This window comes from Micromonospora sp. NPDC051543, assembly GCF_044454415.1.
GTDB lineage: Bacteria > Actinomycetota > Actinomycetes > Mycobacteriales > Micromonosporaceae > Micromonospora.
Map to the genome: position 1 here is coordinate 78764 of NZ_JBITDT010000016.1, position 18906 is coordinate 97669.

Consider the following 18906-nt stretch of genomic DNA (forward strand, 5'->3'; position numbering starts at 1 on the left):
CGGCCGATCCGGACCCGAGAGGGAGGGTTGATGGAGTTCGACTTCGCCGACGAGCAGCCGAAGCTCCTCATGCTGATGTACGGGCTGGTCGCCTTCGTGGTGGTGGTGGGCGGTCTGCTCCTGCTGCTCGACGTGGTGCCTGCCTGGTTCGCCCGACGGCGGGAGGCCCAGCTCGTCGCCGCCTCCATCAGCGGCACGCCGCTGACCCGGCGACCCAAGCAGCGGGAAGGGCTCTTCGCCCTGTTCTTCCTGCTGCCGACGCTGCTGCTGCTCACCATCGGTCTTGTCGTACCGGCCATCCGCACCATGCTGCTCTCGCTGATGAACGGGGGCAGCACCGAATGGGTGGGGCTGCGCAACTACAGCTGGATGTTCTCCGACAACTCCATGGTCCGGGTCCTGATCAACACCCTGGTCTGGGTGCTCCTGGTCCCGCTGGTGGCCACCGCGTTCGGCCTCATCTACGCCGTACTCGTGGACAAGGCCCGCTTCGAGGCGATCGCCAAGTCACTGATCTTCCTGCCGATGGCCATCTCGTTCGTCGGCGCGAGCATCATCTGGAAGTTCGTCTACGCGTACCGCGGTGACGGCGACCAGATCGGTCTGCTCAACCAGATCGTCGTCAGCCTCGGCGGTGAGCCGAAGCAGTGGCTGCTCGAGTCACCGCTGAACACGCTGCTGCTGATCGTCATCATGGTCTGGATCCAGGCCGGCTTCGCCATGGTGGTGCTCTCCGCCGCGATCAAGGCCATCCCCGGCGACATCGTCGAAGCCGCCCGGCTCGACGGCGTCAGCCCGTGGCAGATGTTCTGGCAGATCACCATGCCGAGCATCCGGCCGGCGCTGATCGTCGTGGCGGTGACGCTCACGATCGCCACGCTCAAGGTCTTCGACATCGTCCGGACCTCGACCAACGGCAACTACGACACCAGCGTGATCGCCAGCGAGATGTACAACCAGGCCTTCCGGTACGGCCAGAACGGGCAGGGCTCCGCGCTCGCGGTCTTCCTCTTCATCCTGGTCATCCCGGTCGTGATCTACCAGATCCGCAACCTCCGTCGTCAGCGGGAGGGCTGAGATGACGACCGCAACGCCCACCGTCGCCACCGGCGCCCAGAAGACCGCCGGCACCCCGTCCAGCACCGCCGGCCGGGTTCGCAAGCGGTTGAACAGCCGTACCGCGACACTCGTGTCGATCGTCATCGCGGTGGTCTGGACCATCCCGACCTTCGGCCTGCTCGTCTCCTCCCTCCGACCGGAGGACGAGATCAAGACGACCGGCTGGTGGACGGCGTTCACCAACCCGCAGTTCACCTTGGAGAACTACCAACAGGTCCTCTTCGGGCGGTCCGCGTCGTCGGGGCAGCTCGCCAGCTACTTCATCAACTCGCTGGCGATCACCATCCCGTCGGTGCTCTTCCCGCTGGCCTTCGCCTCGCTGGCCGCGTACGCGTTGGCGTGGATCAACTTCCGCGGGCGGGACTGGCTCTACATCGCGATCTTCGCGTTGCAGATCGTCCCGCTGCAGATGGCCCTGGTGCCGCTGCTGAAGTTCTTCTCCACCGGCGTCAGCCTCGGTGGCGTCACCCTGATGCCGGCCTGGGACCTGGTCGACGAACAGAAGTTCGCCCAGGTGTGGTTCGCGCACACCTGTTTCGCGCTCCCGTTCGCGGTCTTCCTGCTGCACAACTTCATCTCGCAGCTCCCCGGAGACCTGATGGAGGCGGCCCGGGTCGACGGGGCCACGCACCCGAAGATCTTCCGCACCATCGTGCTGCCGCTGATCACTCCGGCGCTGGCCGCGTTCGGCATCTTCCAGTTCCTCTGGGTCTGGAACGACCTGCTGGTCGCGCTGATCTTCGCCGGTGGCGGCAACGAGACCGCGCCGCTCACGGTCCGGTTGGCCGAGATGGCCGGCACCCGGGGCAACGAGTGGCAGCGGCTCACCGCTGGCGCCTTCGTCTCGATCGTTGTACCGCTCGTCGTATTCCTGTCCCTACAGCGCTTCTTCGTGCGAGGTCTACTCGCCGGCAGCGTCAAGGGCTGACCCGCTTGCCCGCCGCCGCCCGGCCCCTGAGGGCGGCGGCGGGCGACGGGTACCGAGCGGGGGAACCGTGACGAAGATAGATGATGTCGCCCGGCTGGCCGGGGTCTCCACGGCCACCGTCTCGCGGGCCCTGCGCGGGCTGCCGACGGTCTCGGCCGCCACCCGACGCCGCGTGCTCGCGGCCGCCGAGCAGCTCGACTACGCGGTCTCGCCGAGCGCGTCCCGGCTCGCCGGTGGTCGCACCGGCACGGTCGCGGTGGTCGTACCCCGGATCACCCGCTGGTTCTTCAGCACCGTCGTCGAGGCTGTCGAGGAGCACCTCCACCACTCCGGTTACGACCTGCTGCTCTACAACCTCGGCGGTCGGGAGCAGATCCGCCAGCGGGTGCTGCGTACGGCCAACCTCCACAAGCGGGTGGATGCCATCATGCTGGTCGCCACGCCGCTGCGCCCGGCCGACCTGACCGCCCTGGCCGCCCTGGACCTGCCCGGAGTGACCATCAGCTCGGGGAGCCGGGTCCCGAACTGGCCCTGCGTACGCATCGACGACGTGGCCGCCTCCCGGATGGCGACCCGGCACCTGCTCGACCTCGGCCACCGTCGGATCGCGCACATCTCGGGCGACCCCGACGACGAACTGGCCTACACCACCCACCTCGACCGACGCCGGGGCTACCAGGCCGAGCTGCGGTCCGCCGGCCTGCGACCCGACCCGAGCCTCGACGTCGAGTCGTCGTTCACCATCGACGGCGGCAACCGGGCCGCCGCCGAACTACTGGCCCGCGGTGAGCCACCGACGGCGATCGTCGCGGCGTGCGACGAGATGGCGATGGGCGCGATGACCGCGCTGCGCGATGCCGGCCTGCGCGTACCGCAGGACGTCAGCGTGGTCGGCATCGACGACCACGACCTCGCCGGTGTGCTGGGCCTCAGCACCGTGGCCCAGCCGGCCGCGGAACAGGGCCGGCTGGCCGCCCGGATACTGCTCGACCCGCTCGGGGCCCGCACGCTGGGCCCGATCGTCGGTCAACGGACCGCCGAGGGCGACTCACCGGTGATCCTGCCCACTCGGCTGGTCGTCCGGGAGTCCACCGCACCGCCCCGGGCACACTGAAACATCAACCACGGCACGACACGGGAGACGACCCTGAACACCGACCCGACGCAGCAGACCGCCACCGGCTGGTGGACCGAGGCCGCCATCTACCAGATCTACCCGCGTTCGTTCGCCGACTCCAACGGCGACGGAATCGGCGACCTGCCGGGCATCACCGCCCGCCTCGACCACCTGGTCGAGCTGGGGGTGGACGCGGTGTGGCTGTCCCCGTTCTATCCGTCGCCGCAGGCCGACGCGGGCTACGACGTGGCCGACTACCGGGACGTCGACCCGCTGTTCGGCACCCTCGCCGACGCGGACAAGCTGATCGCCGAAGCCCGCTCGCGCGGCCTTCGGGTGATCGTCGACCTGGTGCCCAACCACACCTCCTCGGCGCACCGCTGGTTCCAGGAGGCCCTGGCCGCCGCCCCGGGCAGCGCTCAGCGGTCCCGGTACATCTTCCGGGACGGCCTCGGCCCGGCCGGGGACCAGCCGCCGAACGACTGGCAGAGCGTCTTCGGCGGTCCGGCGTGGACCCGTACGGTCGACCCGGACGGCCAGCCCGGCCAGTGGTACCTGCACCTGTTCGACACCGGCCAGCCGGACCTCAACTGGGACAACCCGGAGGTGCACGAGGAGTTCCTGGACGTCCTGCGGTTCTGGCTGGACCGGGGGGTGGACGGTTTCCGGGTCGACGTGGCGCACGGCCTCATCAAGCAGGCGAACCTGCCCGACTGGCAGGAGCCCCAGGAGATCCTCTCCGGCAACGAGATTGACAAGCCGCGACCGCCGATGTGGGACCAGGAGGGCGTGCACGAGATCTACCGGCAGTGGCGGCAGGTCCTGGACAGCTACCCCGGCGAACGGGTGCTGGTCGCCGAGGCGTGGGTCGAGCCGGCCGAGCGGTTGGCCCGCTACGTCCGCCCGGACGAGATGCACCAGGCGTTCAACTTCGAGTACCTGCTCGCCGCGTGGACCGCGCCGGCCCAGTACGCGGTGATCACCCGGTCCCTGGAAGCGACCGACTCGGTGGGCGCGCCGACGACCTGGGTGCTGTCCAACCACGACGTGGTGCGGCACGCCTCCCGGCTCGGCCTGGCGGTCGGTGGCGGCCGGCCCAACGGCATCGGCATCGGTGACCCGCAGCCGGACGCCGCGCTCGGCCTGCGTCGGGCTCGGGCGGCCACCCTGCTGATGCTCGCCCTGCCCGGCTCCGCGTACCTCTTCCAGGGCGAGGAACTGGGCCTGCCCGAGCACACCACCATGCCGGACGAGGCCCGCCAGGACCCGACCTGGGCGCGCAGCGGGCACACCCAGCGGGGCCGGGACGGCTGCCGGGTGCCGATCCCGTGGGAGGCCGACGCCCCGTCGTACGGCTTCGGGCCCACCGACGCCAGTTGGCTGCCGCAGCCGCCGTCCTGGGCGGAGTACGCGCTGGACCGGCAGCGCGACGTGCCCGGCTCGACGTACGAGCTGTACCGCGCGGCGCTGCGGCTACGCCGCGCCCACGGTCTGGGCCGGGGCACGCTCGAGTGGCTGTCCTCCGGTGACGAGACGCTGGCGTTCCGCAACGGCGACGTGACCGTGTTGACCAACTTCGGCGAAGCCCCCGTGCCGGTCCCGCCCAACGCCGAGGTACTGGCCACCAGCGCACCCCTGACCGAAGGCACGATCCCCACCGACGTCACGGTCTATCTGCGCGGCTGACCCGCCCGATCGACCGCTGCACCGCCCAGCGCCCCACCGCCCCGACCGACCACCGCTTTCAGCGCGCCGGGTCGGTGGGGCGGTCGGGAGGGCCGGGTGTGCGTCACGCGTTTTGCTCTGCTTCAACCCAGGCGACAGTCGGCGGCCTTACGTGTTGCCTGGGTTGAAGCAGAGCAAAGGTGGCGCTGGCACTACGCGGACCTGGGAGGCGTGGCCCCGAGGCGGCGACTTCAGAGGCGTTCGGCTCGGGTGTGGAGCAGGTTGTGGACATTGTCGATGTCGGTGGGCGACGTGCGGGACGCCAGCCAGTACATGACGCCGGTGGGGATGAAGAAGAGTTGGAACGCGGCCAGGCCGACGGCGAAGTTCAGGGGCGGGGGGAACGCCGTTCGCAGCCCCTGGAAGGCCCCCCAGACCAGCCCGTTGCCGGCCGCCCGGCCGACGCCGTTGACCAGGTTGCCGAGGCTGTAGACGGTCCCCCGGTGCTCCGGCGGGTTCACGTCGGCGATCAGCGCGAACCAGTTCGGCGAGTTGGCCGACGTCAACGCGAGCGCCACCACGGCGGTGAGCAGGCTCAGCCCCACCGACGGCTCGGTGAACACACTGGCCAGCACCGCGCCGACGACCGCGCCGCCGCTCCCGCCGTCCGGCACGTCGATGGTCACCGGCACGAAGAACAACACCAGGTAGAACGGGAGCGCGGCGAGGATGCCGACCGCCGCGACCACTGCCCGGCCCCGGGGGGTACGCCGCTGCGCCGCGTCGCCGACGAGGCCGCCCACGATGGAGAGGACCCCGCCGAGTTGAAAGAGAGTGGCGAAGACGCTGCCGACCACCACGGCGGTCGACTCCGAGTAGCCCTGGGCCTCGGCCCGCTCGGCGAAGAGCCTCGGCAGCCACACCAGTGAACCGAAGGCGGCCTGCGCGGTCAGGCCCTGCAGGATCAGCCACCGGTTGGTCCGCCGGTCCAGGATGCGCGGCAGGTCGGCCCGGCTGATCCGGTAGTCGTACTCGGCACCGGAGTCCAGGGCGTCCACCAGCTCCGGTTGGCTCTGGCCGCGACGGATGTCGTACGTGAACAGGTACGCCACGGTGGCGGTCAGCCCCACCCCGGTCAGCAGCAGGAACGGCCGCCGCCAGTCGGTCGCACCGAGCAGCCCACCGACGAGCGTGCCGGCGAGCGTGCCGACGCCCTGGGAGAGCCCCCAGAAGCTCATCACCAACCCACGGCGGGCCGGTGAGATCAGGTCGGTGACCACCGAGAAGCCCACCGAGCCGACCGCGCCGAGGCCGACCGCCGCGACGAACTGGGCGGCCAGGAACGTGAGGTACCCGCCGGCGAGCGCGCTGCCGCCGGTGCCCGCCGCCCAGAGCAGCGTGCCCACCATGAGCAGCGGCTTACGGTTGCTGCGGTCCCCGACGTACGCCCAGCCGACGGCGGCCACCGCGCTGACGAGGAAGCTGACGGCGGTGACCACGCCCAGCAGCCCGGTCGACACGTCGAACGTCCGGGCGATCGGCCCGTACAGCGGTGGGACCAGTCCGATCGCCACGTTGTCCAGCGAGGCGAGCACCACGAACACCACGATGCTGTACAGCCGGTGCGCCGGGCCACCGCCCCGGCCGCGCGCGCGTTGCTCCCGCCCGCCACTGGTCACCGTCATGACCCGCAGCCAATCAGACCCGGCCGAGCAGGTTGGCAGGCGGGTGGGCGTCGATCACCGTTGACCGACGCCCACCCGGTCGACCCGACGCTCAGCGCCGGTCGAGCACCAGCCCGCGAGCCGCGGCGTACTGGTCACGGACGGCGGGGACGGGCTCCGCCGCGTACTCCTCGGTGCCCTTGACGTCCCACTGCGGTGGCGTCGGACCGCCCAGGGCGACCCAGGCGGCCTGGCGGGCGGCCCCGTCGGCGACGTACTCCCCGGCGGGCGGCACCACGACCGGGCAGCCGAAGACCTGGGGCGCGATCCGGCGGACCGCGGCCGACCGTGCCCCACCGCCGACCAGGATGACCCGGCGGACGGTGGCCCCCTGCGCGGTCAGCGCGTCCAGACCGTCGGCGAGGGCGCAGAGCATGCCCTCCACGGCGGCCCGGGCCAGGTGCGCGGGGGTCGAGGTGCGCAGGGTCAGGCCGTGGACGGCACCGGTGGCCAGCGGACGGTTGGGCGTCCGCTCGCCCTCCAGGTAGGGCACCATGACCAGCCCGTCCGCGCCGGCGGGGGCGGAGAGGGCCAGCTCGGCGAGCTCGTCCAGGCTGACGCCGAGCATCGTGGCGGCGGCGTCCAGCACGCGGGCGGCGTTGAGCGTGCACACCAGCGGCAGGAAGCGACCGGACGCGTCGGCGAAGCCGGCCACGGCACCGCTGTCGTCGGCAGCCGGAACGTCGGCCACGCTGAAGACGGTGCCGGAGGTGCCGATCGAGACGACCACGTCGCCGGGACCGGCGCCGACGCCGAACGCGGCGGCGGCGTTGTCGCCCGTGCCCGCCCCCAGCAGGGCGTCGCCCCACTCCCCGGTCAGCCGACCGGCCGACTCGGCCGGGCCCAGCACCTCGGGCACCACGAGCTGCCGGCCGAACGCCCGTTCCAGCAGGTCCGGACGGTAGGTGCCGGTGGCCGGGGACCAGTAGCCGGTGCCGCTGGCATCCCCCCGGTCGGTCCGCAGCGCGGACAGGCCGGGCGCGCCGGCCAGCCGCCAGGTCAGCCAGTCGTGCGGCAGGCACACGGCGGCCACCCGGGCGGCCTGCTCCGGCTCGTGCCGGGCCAGCCACCGCAGCTTGGTGATGGTGAAGCTCGCCACCGGCACGCTGCCGGTGGCGTCGGCCCAGAAGCGACGCCCCTCCGCGCCGCCGCCGGCCTCCTCGACGAGGTCGGCGGCGGCGTCGGCGGAGCGGGTGTCGTTCCACAGCAGGGCCGGACGGACCACCTGGCCGCCCTCGTCGAGGCAGACCATGCCGTGCTGCTGGCCGGCGACCGAGACCGCCGCGACGTCGGCCAGACCACCGGCCTCGTCGACGGCGCCGCGCAGCGCCTGCCACCAGGCTTCCGGGTCGACCTCGGTGCCGTCCGGGTGCGGCGCCCGGCCCTGCCGGAGCAGGGCGCCGGTCTCCGCGTCCCGGACGACCACCTTGCAGGACTGTGTGGACGAGTCAACGCCCGCGACCAGCGGCATGGCGGGGCCTCAGCGGGCGCCGAGCAGGTGCTCGACGGCGAGCTGGTTGAGCCGGACGAAGGCGAAGCCCCGGGCGGCCACCGCGTCCACGTCGACGTCCTCGAACGCGGAACGGTCGGCCAGGAACTCCTCGTAGCCCTCGCCGTCGCCGAGCGTCGGCGTGCTCAGCTCGCCGACCTTGCTGGCGGCCAGCGCCTCGACGACCTCGGGGTCGGCGCGGAACGCCGCAGCGCGCTCCTTGAGCAGCAGGTACGTGCTCATGTTGGCCGCCGCCGACGCCCACACACCGTCCATGTCCTCGGTACGCGACGGCTTGTAGTCGAAGTGCCGGGGACCGTCGTAGGTCGGCCCGCCGTTCGGGCCACCGTTCTCCAGGAGGTCCACCAGGGCGAACGCGTTCATCAGGTCACCGTGACCGAAGACCAGGTCCTGGTCGTACTTGATGCCACGCTGGCCGTTGAGGTCCAGGTGGAACAGCTTGCCCTGCCAGAGCGCCTGGGCGATGCCGTGGGCGTAGTTGAGCCCGGCCATCTGCTCGTGCCCGACCTCCGGGTTGAGGCCGACCAGCTCCGGGTGCTCCAGCTGGGAGATGAAGCCGAGCGCGTGCCCGATGGTCGGCAGCAGGATGTCGCCGCGCGGCTCGTTCGGCTTGGGCTCCAGGGCGAAGCGCAGGTTGTAGCCCTTGTCGATGGAGTACTGGGTGAGCAGGTTGACGGCCTCGCGGTAGCGGTCCAGTGCGGCCTGGACGTCCTTGGCGAGGTCGTACTCCGAGCCCTCGCGGCCACCCCACATGACGAAGGTGCTCGCGCCCAGCTCGGCGGCCAGGTCGACCTGGCGCAGCACCTTGCGCAGCGCGAAGCGGCGGACGTCGCGGTCGTTGCTGGTGAAGCCGCCGTCCTTGAAGATCGGGTGGGTGAAGAGATTGGTGGTGACCATTGGCACCACCAGGCCGGTCTCGTCGAGGGCCTTGCGGAACCGCGCGATGTGCTGGTCGCGGGTCGCGGCGTCCGCGCCGAACGGGATCAGGTCGTCGTCGTGGAAGGTGATGCCGTACGCGCCGAGCTCGGCGAGCCGGTGCACCGCCTCGACGGCGTCCAGCTCGGGGCGGGTCGCGTCGCCGAACGGGTCGCGGGCCTGCCAGCCCACGGTCCAGAGCCCGAAGGAGAACTTGTCGGCGGGGGTGGGACGAGGTGCCATGGTTGACCTCCGGGATGGTGGTGTCAGGTATTTGTTCAGCGATTGAATTATTTGCCCGCCCTATGGCAGTGTCAAGGGGTGAGCCCCACCCACGCCCCGGTCGGCGCAGCCCGTCAGGGCAGCCTGCGCGAACTCAACCTCGCCCTGGTCCTCGGCCGGATCGCCGCCGCCGACCGACCCCCGTCCCGCGCCGACCTGGCCACGGCCACCGGGCTGACCCGGGCCACCGTCTCCGCGGTCGTCGAGGACCTGCTCGCGGGCCAACTGGTCAGCGAGGCCGAGCCGGCGCCCCGGGCCGGCGCCGGCCGCCCGGCACGCGGACTGGTCCTGGCCGACCAGGGCCCGGCCGGGCTCGGGCTCGAAGTCAACGTCGACTATCTGACGGTATGCGTCGTCGACCTCGCCGGCCAGGTCCGCCACCGCACCGTGCACCGCGCCGACCTGCGCCCCGTCGCGCCCGAGGACGCCCTGGCCCGCCTCGTCGACCTCGCCGGGCAGGCCCGCGCCGACGCGGCCCGGCAGGGCCTCACGCTCGCCGGGGCCGCGCTCGCCGTACCCGGCCTGATCGACGAGGCCGGGAAGGTCCGGCTCGCGCCGAACCTCGGCTGGCGGGACGTGCCGGTGCCCGAGCTGCTGAGCGCGCACCCACCCCTCACCGATCGGGTACCGGACGTACCGGCCCTGGTGGTGGACAACGAGGCCAACCTCGCCGCGCTCGGCGAGCTGCACTCCCGACCGCCCGGCCCGGCCAGCTTCCTGCACATCTCCGGCGAGGTCGGCATCGGCGCGGGGATCGTCCTGGACGGCGCGCTGTTCCGGGGCGTACGCGGCTGGAGCGGCGAGATCGGGCACCTGCCGGTACACCCGCAGGGGCGGCCCTGCCGCTGCGGTGGGCGCGGCTGCCTGGAGCAGTACGCGGGTCAGGAGGCGATCGTGGCCGGCGCCGGGCTGGTGCGGGCGGAGCTACCCGCCGACACCGCGACGGCCCGCCTGGCCGAGTTGGCCGAGGCCGGCGAGCCGGCCGCGCTGCGCGCCCTGAACGACGCCGGCACGGCCCTCGGGGTGGCGGTCGCCGGTGTGGTGAACCTGCTGGACCTGGACACCGTGGTACTCGGCGGCGGGTACGCCCCGCTCGCGCCCTGGCTCTGCCCGCCGGTGCTCGCCGAGATCAAGGCCCGGGTGCTCACCGCCGCCTGGTCACCGGTCACCGTCCGCCCGTCGACCCTCGGGCCGGAGGCCGCCGCCGTGGGCGCGGCCGGCTCCGTGGTACGGCGGATCGTCGCCCGACCCGCCGGCTGGCTGAACCGCGCCGGCTGACCACCGGCGACGCGGTCTGGGAGTGTGTCGGTGCGGCTCGGTACCCTTGCCGTCGAGCAACGATCGGCAGGCGAGGAGCGCGGGAGCAGCATGCGTACAGGTCGTCGGACGCGGGCCGGCGTCGGGCGGTGACCACGACCCAACGGGGCGGCTCGGCCGGTCCGGTCGGCGGGGACGGGCAGACGTCGCGCCGTCCGACCCGCCACCCCGGCACCGGGCTGCCCGCCGACCCGCCGCTGGCCCGCGAGCTGCTCGACGGGCTCGCCGAGGCGGTGCTGACGACCGACGCGGCCGGCCGGGTGACCCTGGTCAACGCCCGGGCGGTCGAGCTGCTCCCGGAGATCGTCGCGGGCGTCGAGCTGTCCGGGTGCCCGATGGCGGCGCTGGCCCGAGCCGTCCGCGACGGCACCGCCGCGTTCGAGGCCGAGCACCACGGCCGCCACCTGCGTGGCATCCGGCGGCAGCTCGCCGGCAACCGGTACGCCTGGTACGTCCGCGACGTCACCGAGGAGCACGCCCGCACCGACGCCCTGCTGGCCGAACGCTCCCGCACCGCCTTCCTCGCCCAGGCCGGCAGCCGGCTCGGGCTCTCGCTGCACCGGGACCACACACTCCGTACCACCGTGACCCTCGCCGTGCCGTACCTGGCCGACGCCGCCGTGGCGCTGCTCCGCCCGCCCGCGCCGGCCGAGCCGCACCCCCGCTTCACGCGGTACGCCGACGGCGAGCCGGCCCCGGTGACCGGGGTGGCCGATGAGGAGCTGAGCGACCTCAATCCCGATCTCGGCGCGGCGTTCGACGGCGACCTCGGCGAGCCGACCCCCTGGCCGGACGCCCACGTCGCCGGGCTGACCGCCCTGCTTCCGCCCAGCTTCGGCCGGCCCGCCGCGGCGCTGGTCAGCACGATGCGCGGCCCCGGCGGCCCGGCCGGCGCCCTGCTGCTCGTCCGCCGTGCCGGGCGGGCCGACTTCGACTCCCGCGACCGCGAGCTGGCCCGCGAATTCGCCGCGCGGGCCGGCGCGGCGCTGGCCGCCGCGGAGCTGTACGGCGAGCAGGCCCACCTGGCCCGGGTGTTGCAGACCAGCCTGCTCCCGCCGGAGCTGCCGACGGTGCCCGGCGTACGCATGGCCGGCGGCTACCGGTCCGCGGGCGACACACTGCGCATCGGCGGAGACTTCTACGAGGTGTTCCCGCACCCGCGCGGCGCGCTGTTCGCGTTGGGCGACGTGTCCGGCAAGGGCGTCGGCGCGGCCGTGCTGACCGGGCGGGTCCGTCAGTCGCTACAGACGCTCCGGCTCGTCGAGCAGCGCCCCCTGGAGCTGATCCACCTGCTCAACCGCACCCTGTTCGACGCTCCCGACGCGGCACGGCGCAGCCAGCTCACCACCCTGCTGCTCGGGTGGATGGAGCACGGACCGACGGGGGTGGATCTCCGGATCGCCGGCGGCGGACACCCCGCCCCGCTGCTGGTCACCGCCGCCGGTTCCGTCACGGACGTCCCGGTCGGCGGTATGCCGGTCGGCGCGCTGACCGACGCCCGGTTCACCGAGGTACGGGTACACCTCGATCCGGGCGATCTGCTCCTCGCGTACACCGACGGGGTGACCGAGGCGAGCGGCGGCCCGGCCCGCGCGGAGAAGTTCGGCGAACGCCGGCTGCGCGGCGCACTCGCCGCGGCGGCCGGTCTGCCTCCGGCGGCCCTGGTCGACCGGCTGCTCCAGGTCATCGACGAGTGGGTGGGCGGGCAGGCCCCCGACGACATCGCCATGCTGGCGGTGTGCGCGTCGACACCGGGCTGACCCTGCTGTTCGACCGTCAGGCGGTCCGCGCCACGGGTGGCTCGCCGGCGGACCAGTCGCGGGGCGTGCCCACCGTCCGCTCCGGTTTCGCCGCCCCGCCCTGCCACACTCCTCGGCTGGGCTGGTCCGGGTGCTCCGACGACTTGCGCGCCGGGCCGTCGGGCCGGTCCGGGTCCTGCGGCCATTCGTCCCGCCCGCGCGGGGAGTCCCCGTCGTCCGACCCGCTCCGCGCGCGCTGCCGGCGGGCGACCTCGTCGAACTCCCGCACCCCGCTCACCAGCGCGGCGCGACCCGCCGGGCTCATCGCGGCCAACACGGCGGCCAGCCGCTCCTGGCGGTCCTTGCGCAGCTCCGCGAGGAGCCGACGGGCCTCCGGGGTGAGGTGCAGGGAGATTTCCCGCCGGTCGAAGCGCCCCGGCTCGCGCTCGAGCATGCCCGCCGCGACCAACCTGTCACACAGGCGGCTGGCGGAGCTCAGCAACATGTCCAGACGGCTGGCGAGCCGGCGTAGGTTGATTCCGTCGTACTGCTCGACCACCATCACCGCCCGTAGTTGGGCACCGGAGACCCGGCTGGCGGTCGCCTCGCGGGCGGAATCCCAGACGCCCAGCAGGGCACCCGCCGCCGCGTCCAATGCGGCAGCCATACTCGTCGTAGGGTCCGGTGGACCGTTGTGTTCGGCCATGGTGGCCCGAGACTACTCCGAACCCAGAGGTGGTCGAGCTCGGATGAAAGAGACCTGATGAGCGAACCGGTCAATCGGGCACGACGTACCCTGAACGAGACACCCGCCGACCGTCTCGTGGGTGGGGTCCGCACGGTTCTCGACGAGGCGTACGGGATCTCCGAGGCGGAGCTGTACCAGGTCGACTACCGCCTCGCGGAGCTGCTGCCCCTCACCGAAGGTGACTCCCTCCGAGGCGCCGGCCACCCCGCCTGGCGTGCCTTCGACCACCAGTCCCCCGTCCTGGTCGACGGCGTCGCCTGGCTTCCGGTGAGCATGCGCGGCGAACGCCGGGGCGTCCTGCGCCTGGCGCCGGTGGTCGACGACCCGGCGGTGCTCGCCGCGCTGGCCGACATCGCCACCTCGCTCGCACACGAGGTGGCCGCCGTCTCCCCCGGCACCGACGTCTACAGCGTGGCCCGACGCAGCCAGCGGCTCACCCTGGCCGCCGAGATGCAGTGGGACCTGCTTCCCGGCCGGAGCCGGGTCCGTCCCTCGTTCAGCCTGGCTGGGCAGCTCGAACCGGCGTACGCCGTGCGGGGTGACAGCTTCGACTGGTCCGACGACGGGGAACGGCTCTGGCTCTCCACGGTCAACGGCAGCGGCGAGGGTGTCGCGGCATCGCTGCTCACGTCGTTGGCCACCCACGCGCTGCGCAACGCCCGCCGGGCCGGCCTCGGCCTGAGCGACCAGGCCGCCCTCGCCGACCAGGCCATCTACGACGAGTACCGGGGCAAACGGCACCTCTCCGCGCTGCTGATGGAGCTGGACCTGCGCTCCGGGACGATGACCGTGGTGGACGCCGGCTCGCCACGGCTCGTCCTCCTGCGCCGGGGTCAGGTCACCGAACAGCCGCTGGAGGCGCAGTTCCCACTCGGCATGTTCGAGGCGACCGACTACCACGAGCAGACGTTCACGCTGGAACGCGGTGACCGGCTGTTCGTCGTCAGCGACGGCGTCGTGGACGCCACCGGGCAGAGCATCCGCTACGGCGAGACGGCACTGGACCGGTTCCTGCGGCGGACGGGCCCGATGGAGCCGCTGGACGCCGTCCGGTCGCTCCTCGGCGACCTGCGCGCCTTCGTGGCCGGCGACCTCGTCGACGACGCCGTGGTGGTCTGCCTGGACTGGACCGGCCCGCAGAGTGAGCGTGGCGGTCAGTAGGCGCCGCGACTGTTCAGCACCGCGCCGGCGGTCTTCCAGAGGATGGTGAGGTCGGCGGCGAGCGACCAGTTCTCCACGTAGTAGAGATCGAGTCGGATGCCGTCCTCCCAACTGAGGTCGGACCGGCCACTGACCTGCCACAGCCCGGTCATGCCGGGCTTGACCAGCAGTCGCCGGGCCACGTCGCCGTCGTAGCGGGCCACCTCGGACGGGAGCGGCGGACGCGGTCCGACGAGGCTCATCTGGCCCAACAGGACGTTGACCAGCTGCGGCAGCTCGTCCAGCGACCACTTGCGCAGCAGCCGGCCGACCCGGGTCACCCGAGGGTCGTCGCGCATCTTGAACATCAGGCCGTCGGTCTCGTTCCGGGCCGCCAGCTCGGCGAGCAGCACGTCGGCGTTGACCACCATCGTCCGGAACTTGAACACCCCGAACTCCTGCCCGCCCCGCCCCACCCGGACCTGCCGGAACAACACCGGCCCGCGGCTGTCCAGCTTGATGGCCAACGCGATGACCGCGATCAGCGGCAGGAGCAGCGCCAGGGCGACCGACGACATCGACCGGTCGACGAACCCCTTGACCAACTTGCGCGCGCCGCGGAACTCGGGCGCCTCGACGTGGATCAGGGGCAACCCGGCGACCGGGCGGGTGTGGATCCGCGGACCCGCCACGTCGGTGAGGGCGGGGGCCACGACGAGATCGACGCCGGTCCCCTCCAACTGCCAGCCGAGTCGACGCAGCCGGGCCGCGGTCAGCTCACCGGAGGCGGTCACCGCCACGGTGTCCGCGCCGATCTCGGTCGCGGCCTCCGGGATGCCCCGGAACGATCCCACCACCGGTACGTCACCGAGCCGCTGCGCCACCGGCGCCAACAGCGCGTCGGGGATGCACGCGCCGACCACCTGGTAACCGGCGTACGGCTCGCGGCGCAGGGTGTGCACCAGTTCCAGGACGTGTGCGGTGTCGCCGACGACGAGCACCCGGCGGGACCAGCCGGCGCCCTTCGAGCGGGCCCGGTGCAACCGTTTGCGCGCCGCGAACCGGGTCACCTCCAACCCGACCGTGCCGACCGCGAAGGAGATGCCGAGGAACCCCCGGGAGACGCCGACGTCGGCGATGTAGCCGACGATGGCGATCGCGCCGGCCAGGCGCAGGCTCGCCGAGCTGACCCGCCGGTACTCGTCCGCCCCGTAGCCGACGACCCGGTCGTCGTAGCATCCGAGCGCCTTGAGGGAGATCAGCCAGGCCAGGACCAGGCCGGGGGCCACCAGCACGTACGGGATCTTGGAGCCGACCGGCTCCTCGTCACCGAACCTGCCGACGTATCCGACGAGCAGCGCGATGATGAGGACGGTGGTGTCCAGCACCACCAGGACCCGGATGTAGGAACGTTCGTCGGCACGGGCCACCAGTCCGCTCGGACGGTCCTGCGGCGTCGCCGAGGTGTCGGCGGGGGTCAACAGTGTCGCGGTCGTCACCGGCCCTCCCACTCTGATCAGGACGGCCCCGGCCGACGGGTCGGGGCCGAAGGCGGACCGACATTGCCGGAACACGTCGACATCCTGCCCTGACAACTATGACTGCCGATTGCTTCCGACGTATTGCCGTCACTTTTCCTCAATCCCGTGGCCACAAAAGGAACCCGCCGTACCGACTCAGCGGTACGACGGGTTCCTTGTTGCTCAGCGGCGACTCAGCGCGGGGCTGGGGGGCGCCGCGCGATGGCGGTGAGGAAGATGCTGCCGATCTCGCTCGGGTCCTTGGTGACGAAGACGTCCCCGCCGGTCACCTTCGTGATCGACTCCAGTTCGGCCTTGCTGACGCCCTCGCCGATACCGATCATGATGACCTGCACCGGCCGCTCCGGATCGGCGATCTGCTTGAGCTTGGCGAGCAGCTGCTGCTGGTTGATGCCGTTGTCGTCCTCGTTCTTGCCGTCGGTGAACAGCACGATCGAGTTGACCCGGCCGGGCTGCCAGTCCTCCTGCACCGCCTGGTACGCGGCCAGCATCGTGTCGTACAGGCCGGTGTCACCGTTGGACGGCTTGACGGTGGCGAGCGCCCCCTCCAACTGGGCCCGCTGGCCGGAGAGCGGTCCGATCGGCACCAGCTCCCGGTAGTCGCGGTTACCGACCAGCTTGGTGGAGAACGTCCACAGACCGATGGACCAGGAGTCGTCGAAGAGCCCGAGGCCGCGCCGGGCCGCGTCGACGGTGACCTCCTCCCGGCTGCGGTTGTTGGCGCTGGGCACCTCGTCCTTCATCGAGCCGGAGACGTCGATGACGGCGAGCATCCGGCCGGACTGGGTGGCGATCGACCAACTGGACACGACACGCTGTATCGCGGCCGGATCCAGACCGCCCGCCGCGGTGCCGCCGGCCGCCGGGGCGGTCGACGCGCCACCGGCCGGGCTCGGCGCGCCCTGCGGGGCGTTGAAGCCGGCACCCCAGCTTCCGTCCGGCCCACGCAGCGACTGCGCCGCCAGGCGGTCCCGGAACTTCGGCGCGGTGAGCAGCTCGTACAGCACCTTCGCCGCCGCCGCCTTGGTCGGCTCGATGCCGGGCAGCACCGCGTACGGGTAGTCCAGCGGCATCGGCGCCGGCTCCATGTAGAGCGCGGCGAGCGGCACCGGAGGCTTCTTGCTGTTGTACGCGATCACGTCTTCCTCGGACAGCGCCGCCGCACCGAGAGCGCTCGCGATCGAGGTCGGATCCGTGGCGGTCGGGAAGCGGGCGAGGAGGTCGTTGCGGAGCGAGGAGCGACCGGTGGCCAGCGCCCGCAGCGCGCCCACGGTGTTGCGCTGGGCGTCGCCGCCCGCGCCACTGGCGGCCGTGGTCAGCGAGAGCAGGCCGGACAGCCCGGCCGCGTCGCGGGTCGGCTCGACGATCCCGGTACGCAACGGCTTGCTGCTGTTGACCTGCTTGAGCAGATCGGCCCAGGTGAACTTGGCGTTGGGCCAGCCGAGCCGCGTCGCCACCGGCTCGGGCATCGCCACGACGACGGGGCTGCGCGCGATGGAGGCGCCGTTGGTCGGCGCGAACGCCGTGGCGTCCTTCTTGAGACGCAGCAGCCAGGTCGAGGAGTCCGGCACCCAGACGTCCGGGGTGACGGCCGTGCCGCTGGCCTGGCCGACGCCGGCGAGTACGGCACCGTGCTTCGCGGCCACCACGGCGGCCACGTCGACCGGGTCGGATGCCGAGACATCGACGCGGATACAGGTGGGGCCAACCGCGGCGCCGTCCTTGACCCACTGGGAGGCGGCGGCGTCCACCGCGGGCGCGAGCTCGGTGGCGACCGCCACGGCGAGTCGGATCTCCCCTGAACAGCTTGGCTGGATCAGCTCCTTATAGCCGAACCAGACGCCGGTCGTGACGACGAGAACCGTCGCCGTCGCGGCGGCGGCTGCTAGATGGAGTTTCGAACGCATTCGATGGCGGCCTGCAGACACGCTGACCATCTTGCGTATTAGGTGCCGTCTCTGCCACATCCGTTCGGACTAAAGTTACGCAGGAGAAACAGTTGATCACCATTTAACAACAGAGAGTGATGAATCGGCCCCACGGCGTTGCCAAACCCATCCCACTCTCGCATTCGCTTCCGTCATTCCGTCCGCTCACGGCAGGACGCACGTCGGGCTCGCCAGCGGTACGGGCTCGCCCACCGGAGCCGGTACGCCCGTGCTCGGGTCACGTCGGAACACCCGCACCATGTCCGCCCGCTCGTCGGCGACGTAGAGATGCTCGCCGATCAGCGCGAAGTGTCGCGGCCACTCCCCGCCGGTGTCCACCTCGGACACCAGCGCGGGCAGCTCACCGGTCAGGTCGAAGACGGCGATGGTGCCGACACCGCGGTTCGCGACGTAGAGCAGACGCCCGTCCGGGTCGACAGCGATCTCCGACGGCTGGACGTGACCGGTCCGCCCGCTGGCGTCGACCCGGCCACGCTGGTGCAGTGACCCGTCCTCGGACAGCTCGTACGCGGTGACCGTGGCGTCCAACTCGCCGACCAGGTAGCAGCGCCGGCCGTCGGGGTGACGGGCCAGGTGCCGGGGCCCGACGCCCGGCGCCGTACGCATCCGCGGGCCGCGTGGCACCAGCCGCCCGCTCGCGTTGTCCAGGTCGTACCGGTAGACCGAGTCGGTGCCCAGGTCGACCGCCAGCAGCGGCTCGGAGTCCCGGCCGGGAGAGACCATGTGGGCGTGCGCCCGCTTCTGGCGTTCCGGGTCGGCGCCGTGGCCCTCGTGGACCACGAGATCGGTCCGTTCGCCGGGCACGCCCTGCTCGTCGAGCGGGAAGACCGCGACGCTTCCGCTGCCGTAGTTGGCCGCCACCAGGTGCCCACCGTCGGGCAGCACCGCCAGGTGGCAGGGCTCGGCGCCGCCGGTCGAGAAGCTGCCGAGCGCGTCCAGCGCGCCGTCCGGCCCGACCTGCCAGGCGCTGACCAGACCGTCGGTCAACTCGTTGACCGCGTAGAGCACCGGCCGCCTGGGATGCCGCGCGAGGAACGACGGCGACGGCGTGACCGCCACCGTGCCGAGCGGGGTCAGCGCTCCGGTGGCCGGGTCGCGGCGCGCGGCGACGATGCCGTCCGCCCGCCCGCCGCTCTGCGCGGTGTAACCCCCGATGTGGACGATCTCGCCCGGACCAGTCACGCTGCACCCCTTCCCCGACATCCTGGAGTA

At 72.3% G+C, this 18906-nt stretch carries 14 protein-coding genes; 7 read left to right on the top strand and 7 right to left on the bottom strand.

The features are described from left to right. Nucleotides 1-30 precede the first annotated feature (30 nt). From ACIA3K_RS25860 to ACIA3K_RS25875, 4 genes are all read left to right on the top strand, one after another. Entirely contained in the window at nucleotides 31-1077 is a 1047-nt protein-coding gene (locus ACIA3K_RS25860) for a sugar ABC transporter permease (RefSeq protein ID WP_355052210.1), read from the top strand. 1 nt (nucleotide 1078) lies between these two features. After that, nucleotides 1079-2047, top strand: a complete 969-nt coding sequence (locus tag ACIA3K_RS25865; protein WP_396804261.1) for a carbohydrate ABC transporter permease — start codon at nucleotides 1079-1081, stop codon at nucleotides 2045-2047. A 67-nt stretch (nucleotides 2048-2114) separates the two neighbouring features. Then, nucleotides 2115-3161 (top strand): LacI family DNA-binding transcriptional regulator, encoded by a 1047-nt coding sequence (locus ACIA3K_RS25870; RefSeq protein WP_357134251.1) that lies wholly within the window; start codon nucleotides 2115-2117, stop codon nucleotides 3159-3161. Nucleotides 3162-3194: 33 nt separating this feature from the next. Beyond that, nucleotides 3195-4850 (top strand): glycoside hydrolase family 13 protein, encoded by a 1656-nt coding sequence (locus ACIA3K_RS25875; RefSeq protein WP_396804308.1) that lies wholly within the window; start codon nucleotides 3195-3197, stop codon nucleotides 4848-4850. Between the two features lie 230 nt (nucleotides 4851-5080). Here the strand turns inward: ACIA3K_RS25875 and ACIA3K_RS25880 are convergent, their stop codons facing one another. From ACIA3K_RS25880 to xylA, 3 genes are all read right to left on the bottom strand, one after another. Next, nucleotides 5081-6514, bottom strand: a complete 1434-nt coding sequence (locus ACIA3K_RS25880; protein WP_396804262.1) for an MFS transporter — start codon at nucleotides 6512-6514, stop codon at nucleotides 5081-5083. Nucleotides 6515-6605: 91 nt separating this feature from the next. Then, nucleotides 6606-8024 (bottom strand): xylulokinase, encoded by a 1419-nt coding sequence (xylB, locus tag ACIA3K_RS25885; RefSeq protein ID WP_396804263.1) that lies wholly within the window; start codon nucleotides 8022-8024, stop codon nucleotides 6606-6608. A gap of 9 nt (nucleotides 8025-8033) precedes the next feature. After that, entirely contained in the window at nucleotides 8034-9221 is a 1188-nt protein-coding gene (gene xylA, locus ACIA3K_RS25890; RefSeq protein WP_355052205.1) for a xylose isomerase, read from the bottom strand. Between the two features lie 78 nt (nucleotides 9222-9299). Between xylA and ACIA3K_RS25895 the strand changes: the two genes are divergently transcribed. Then, nucleotides 9300-10538, top strand: coding sequence for an ROK family protein (locus ACIA3K_RS25895; protein ID WP_396804264.1), 1239 nt, complete (start codon nucleotides 9300-9302; stop codon nucleotides 10536-10538). Nucleotides 10539-10666: 128 nt separating this feature from the next. Further along, nucleotides 10667-12337 carry a SpoIIE family protein phosphatase gene (locus tag ACIA3K_RS25900; protein WP_396804265.1) on the top strand — a complete coding sequence of 557 codons (1671 nt, stop codon included), beginning with the start codon at nucleotides 10667-10669 and terminating at the stop codon, nucleotides 12335-12337. A 16-nt stretch (nucleotides 12338-12353) separates the two neighbouring features. Here the strand turns inward: ACIA3K_RS25900 and ACIA3K_RS25905 are convergent, their stop codons facing one another. Beyond that, on the bottom strand, nucleotides 12354-12983 hold the full coding sequence (locus tag ACIA3K_RS25905) for a MarR family winged helix-turn-helix transcriptional regulator (protein ID WP_396804266.1): 630 nt from the start codon (nucleotides 12981-12983) through the stop codon (nucleotides 12354-12356). A 96-nt stretch (nucleotides 12984-13079) separates the two neighbouring features. Here ACIA3K_RS25905 and ACIA3K_RS25910 point away from each other — a divergent pair, with 96 nt between their 5' ends. Then, on the top strand, nucleotides 13080-14225 hold the full coding sequence (locus tag ACIA3K_RS25910; RefSeq protein ID WP_396804267.1) for a PP2C family protein-serine/threonine phosphatase: 1146 nt from the start codon (nucleotides 13080-13082) through the stop codon (nucleotides 14223-14225). Here the strand turns inward: ACIA3K_RS25910 and ACIA3K_RS25915 are convergent. The 3 genes from ACIA3K_RS25915 to ACIA3K_RS25925 form a co-directional block, all read right to left on the bottom strand. Beyond that, nucleotides 14219-15703: a sugar transferase gene (locus ACIA3K_RS25915; protein ID WP_396804268.1), complete on the bottom strand. Its 1485-nt coding sequence runs from the start codon at nucleotides 15701-15703 to the stop codon at nucleotides 14219-14221. The genes ACIA3K_RS25910 and ACIA3K_RS25915 overlap by 7 nt on opposite strands. Nucleotides 15704-15918: 215 nt before the next feature. After that, a complete protein-coding gene (locus ACIA3K_RS25920) occupies nucleotides 15919-17673 on the bottom strand; it encodes a substrate-binding domain-containing protein (protein WP_355052199.1) in 1755 nt (584 codons plus the stop codon). Nucleotides 17674-17838: 165 nt separating this feature from the next. Further along, complete coding sequence (locus ACIA3K_RS25925) at nucleotides 17839-18876, bottom strand: lactonase family protein (RefSeq protein WP_396804269.1); 1038 nt, start codon at nucleotides 18874-18876, stop codon at nucleotides 17839-17841. Nucleotides 18877-18906 lie beyond the last annotated feature (30 nt).